This is a genomic window from Rhodopseudomonas sp. BR0C11 (assembly GCF_010820945.1).
GTDB lineage: Bacteria > Pseudomonadota > Alphaproteobacteria > Rhizobiales > Xanthobacteraceae > Rhodopseudomonas > Rhodopseudomonas palustris_H.
The window spans coordinates 1-4,119 of record NZ_QTKI01000420.1; the positions used below are offsets into that span (position 1 = coordinate 1).

Here is a 4,119-nt window from a genome sequence, read left to right on the forward strand (position 1 = left end):
GCCGCCTCAATCGGGCGTCGGCAACGTCGCCAATGCGGTGATGGCCGGCCTCGAAGATGGCCCGTTCGAAAATCTCACCGCCTACACCGAGGTGCTGCAGGACGGCATGCTGCACCTGTTGCGCAAGGGCAAGCTGACTCATGCCTCGGCGACCGCGTTGTCGCTGTCGCCGGAAGGCTATGACGAATTCCTGCGCAATCTCGATTTCTATCGCGAGCGCATCGTGCTGCGTCAGCAGGAGATCTCCAACCATCCCGAAGTGATCCGCCGGCTCGGCGTGATCGCGATGAACGGCATGATCGAGGCCGACATCTACGGCAACGTCAACTCGACCCACGTGATGGGCACGAGCATCATGAACGGCATTGGCGGCTCCGGCGACTTCGCCCGCAACAGCTTCCTGTCGTTCTTCATGACGCCGTCGGCCGCGAAGGGTGGCAAGATCTCCTGCATCGTGCCGATGACCTCGCATGTCGATCACACCGAGCACGACGTTCAGGTGATCGTCACCGAGCAGGGCCTCGCCGATCTGCGCGGCCTGTCGCCGAAGCAGCGCGCCAAGGTGATCATCGAGAACTGCGCACACCCGACCTTCCGGCCGGCGCTGAAGGAGTACTTCAAGCGCGCGCTGGAATACTCGCCGGGCCTGCACACTCCGCACATTCTCGACGAAGCGCTGACCTTCCTGCCGAACTGGATGGCCAACAAGGCAGCACGAGAAGCCTGGCGCGACGACGCCGTGGTGCAGGCCGACGCCTGGCGGTAAAGGCCCCGCCACGCTCCTCTCCGTCATTGCGAGCGACGCGAAGCATCCAGCCCCCATACGAGGCTGGACTGCTTCGCGACAGAGCTGCGCGCGGACGGCGCAAAGCGCGGATCCGAGTTGCCGAGCGATGAAGACGTAAGTCTTGATTACTCCGCGGCCTGCAGCCGCGGTGCCTTTTTGCGCGGGGCGATCCAGAAGGCATCGGGACGTTCGAACAGGAACGTGGCGCCGCTCTTCATCGCCAGTTTCCAGATGATAAGCGCGCCGACCACCCCGGCAATGTTGACGATGATCGCGATCACGCCGAGATCGAGAAACGGCGCGTACTTCAACAGCAGCGACCGGCTGATCGCCATCGGCAGGAAGAACGCGAGATAGATCACGATCGAATGCTCGCCGCAGAACCGCAGACCGTCGAGCCAGCGCTTCTCCGCCAGCAACGTGCCGACCGTGATGATGGCACAGGCGCCCGCGAGCCCGAGCAGCAGCGAAATCACCGGCAGGTCGGCAGCCTCGACATGCACCAGCACCGCGTTGATCACCGCCCACCCCGCGAGGCCGAGCAGCGCCAGAGCCGGGCGGGCACGGGCCGCATCGGAGAACGCGAAGACGTGCCGGGCGAACAGATAGCCGGTGTAGAAATAGAAGAACCGCGCGCAGAACTCGTCCGGCACCATCCAGCCGGTGGCGACGTGCAGCGATTCCAGGAGCGCGGCGACAGCCCAGATCAGCAGCGGCGGCAGCCGCCGCGTCAGCTTGGTGACGATGAAGAAGATCGGCAGCAGATAGATGAACCATAGCGTGCCGAACGGATCGATGAAGGACAGCGCATATAGCTTGGCGACGCCGATCCACCCCATCTCGGCGGCGAAGCTCGGCGCCTTGAAGGCGAACTGGATCGTCACCCACAGCACATAGAAGTAAGCGAAGTGCACGACCTTGCGATCGAGATAGGTCCGCCAGCCGCGATCGATCACCACCGCCAGGAATAGGCCGGAGATCAGGAAGAAGTCCGGCATCCGGAACGGGCGGGCGAACTCGACCACATAGTGCATGAAGCTGGCCTGGCCTGCCGCGGCCTCGACGCCGAGCACCGAGTGCATCATCACCACCATGATGATGCATATGCCCTTGGCATAGTCGACCCAGTCGACCCGGCCGCCGTGCATGCGCGGAGCCAGTGTGCCGTTCGCAGTCATGGTTGTTCCCGTCTGATGCGGCTCGGATGCATCATCGGCGCGATCGGTTGAGTTAGTGTTGCCCCCACTATCGAATGTGCGGCATTTCCTGAATTGGAAACCTGGGCGGGCTGTTTTGCCGCTGCAGGTTGTTTCTGTTAACCATCCGCCCCTTGCATCCTTCGAGCTGACTTTTGACCCGCACCTTCGACACCCCGCTGCCGATCGACGACGCGCTCGACGAGCTCACCGCCGCGCTTGAGGCGAGCAATACCGCGGTGTTGGTTGCGCCCCCCGGCGCCGGCAAGACCACCCGCGTGCCGCTCGCGTTGCTCGATGCGCCGTGGCTGAAGAACCAGAAGATCATCGTGCTGGAGCCACGGCGGATCGCCGCCCGCGCCAGCGCCGAGCGGATGGCGAAGACGCTCGGCGAGAAGGCTGGCGAGACGGTCGGTTATCGCGTCCGGTTCGGCTCCAAGGTGTCACGCGCCACCCGGATCGAAGTCGTCACCGAGGGCATTTTCACCCGCCAGATCCTCGACGACCCGGAACTCAACGGCGTCGCCGCGGTGCTGTTCGACGAGTTTCACGAACGCTCGCTCGACGCCGATCTCGGCCTCGCCCTGGCTCGCGACGCCCAGCAAGGGCTGCGCGAGGATCTGCGCATCCTGGTGATGTCGGCGACGATCGACGGCGCCCGCGTCGCCCGGCTGCTCGGGGATGCGCCGGTGGTCGAAAGCCTCGGCCGGGCGTTTCCGGTCGAGACCCGCTATCTCGGCCGGCGCAGCGACGCGCCGTTGGAGCGGCAGATGGCCGAGGCGATCGCGCAGGCGCTGCGGGCGGAAACGGGCTCGGTGCTGGCGTTTCTGCCCGGCGCCGCCGAAATCCGGCGCACCGAGACGATTCTGCGCGAGCGGGTGCAGGATCCGGCGGTCGAGATCGTCCCGCTGTTCGGCGCGCTCGACGCCGCCGTGCAGGACCGCGCCATCCAGCCGGCACCGAAAGGCCAACGCAAAGTGGTGCTGGCGACCTCGATCGCCGAGACCTCGCTGACCATCGAGGGCGTGAGGATCGTCGTCGATTGCGGCTTGTCACGGGTCCCCCGTTACGAGCCTGACCTGGGCCTGCCCCGGCTGGAGACGGTGCGCGCCTCGCGCGCCGCGGTCGATCAGCGCCGCGGCCGTGCCGGCCGGATCGAGCCCGGCGTCTGCTACCGGCTATGGGACGAGCCGCAGACCGCGTCGCTGCCGGCCTATACGCAGCCGGAAATCCTGTCCGCCGATCTGTCGTCGCTGCTGCTCGACCTCGCCCAATGGGGCGTCGCCGATCCGTCGTCGCTGGCCTTCCTCGATCCGCCGCCGCAACCGGCGCTGAAGGAAGCCCGCGAGCTGCTCGGCGAGCTCGGCGCGCTCGACCCGGACGGCCGCATCACCGACGAGGGCCGCAGCCTGCGGGCGATGGCGCTGCCGCCACGGCTGGCGCGGATGATCGTCGATGCCGCCCGCCACGGCTGCGCCGAGGATGCCGCCGAAATCGCCGCGATTCTGACCGAGCGCGGGCTGGGCGGCGACGGCGCCGATCTCGACCATCGCCGCGACCAATTCCGCCGCGACCGCTCGCAGCGCGCCAGCAGCGCCCGGCAGATGGCGCAGCGCTGGGCGGCGCAGGCCGCGTCGTCATCTCCCTCCCCGCAAGACGCAGGCGAGCTCTCCTCCGGCGTCCTGCTCGCCTTTGCGTTCCCGGATCGCGTCGCCAAGAATCGCGGCAATGGCAGCTTCACGCTGGCCAATGGGCGCGGCGCCGCGATCGAGCAGACCTCTGCGCTGGCACGTGCACCTTATCTGGCAGTCGGTGAACTCACCGGCAGCGCCGCGCAGGGCCGCATCCTGCTGGCCGCGCCAATCACGCTGACGGAGATCGAGCTGCAGTTCGGCAATCAGATCACCGACGCCGACGAGGTGAGCTTCGACCGCTCCGCGATGGCGCTGCGGGCACGGCGGCGCCGCGGGCTGCATGCGATCACGCTGTCCGAAGCGCCGCTGGCGCTGACGCCATCCGAACAGACCGCGCGGGTGCTCGCCGACGGCCTTGTCGCGGCCGGGATCGACCGGCTGCCGTGGTCGAAGCAGCTTCAGCAATGGCGCGGCCGGGTGATGTTCCGTCGCAAGGCCCAGG

General features: G+C 67.1%; 3 protein-coding genes. 2 read left to right on the plus strand and 1 reads right to left on the minus strand.

Annotated features, from left to right (window positions below; genetic code table 11):
• Positions 1-766: acetyl-CoA hydrolase/transferase C-terminal domain-containing protein (locus DYI24_RS22535; RefSeq protein WP_283810888.1), on the plus strand; the 766-nt coding region annotated here is incomplete at its 5' end.
• Between the two features lie 146 nt (positions 767-912).
• Here the strand turns inward: DYI24_RS22535 and DYI24_RS22540 are convergent.
• Complete coding sequence (locus DYI24_RS22540) at positions 913-1,965, minus strand: acyltransferase family protein (protein WP_164573916.1); 1,053 nt, start codon at positions 1,963-1,965, stop codon at positions 913-915.
• 173 nt (positions 1,966-2,138) lie between these two features.
• On the opposite strand from DYI24_RS22540, the gene hrpB reads away from it, so the two are divergent.
• The coding region (hrpB, locus tag DYI24_RS22545) for an ATP-dependent helicase HrpB (RefSeq protein WP_164573917.1) at positions 2,139-4,119 on the plus strand (1,981 nt) is incomplete at its 3' end.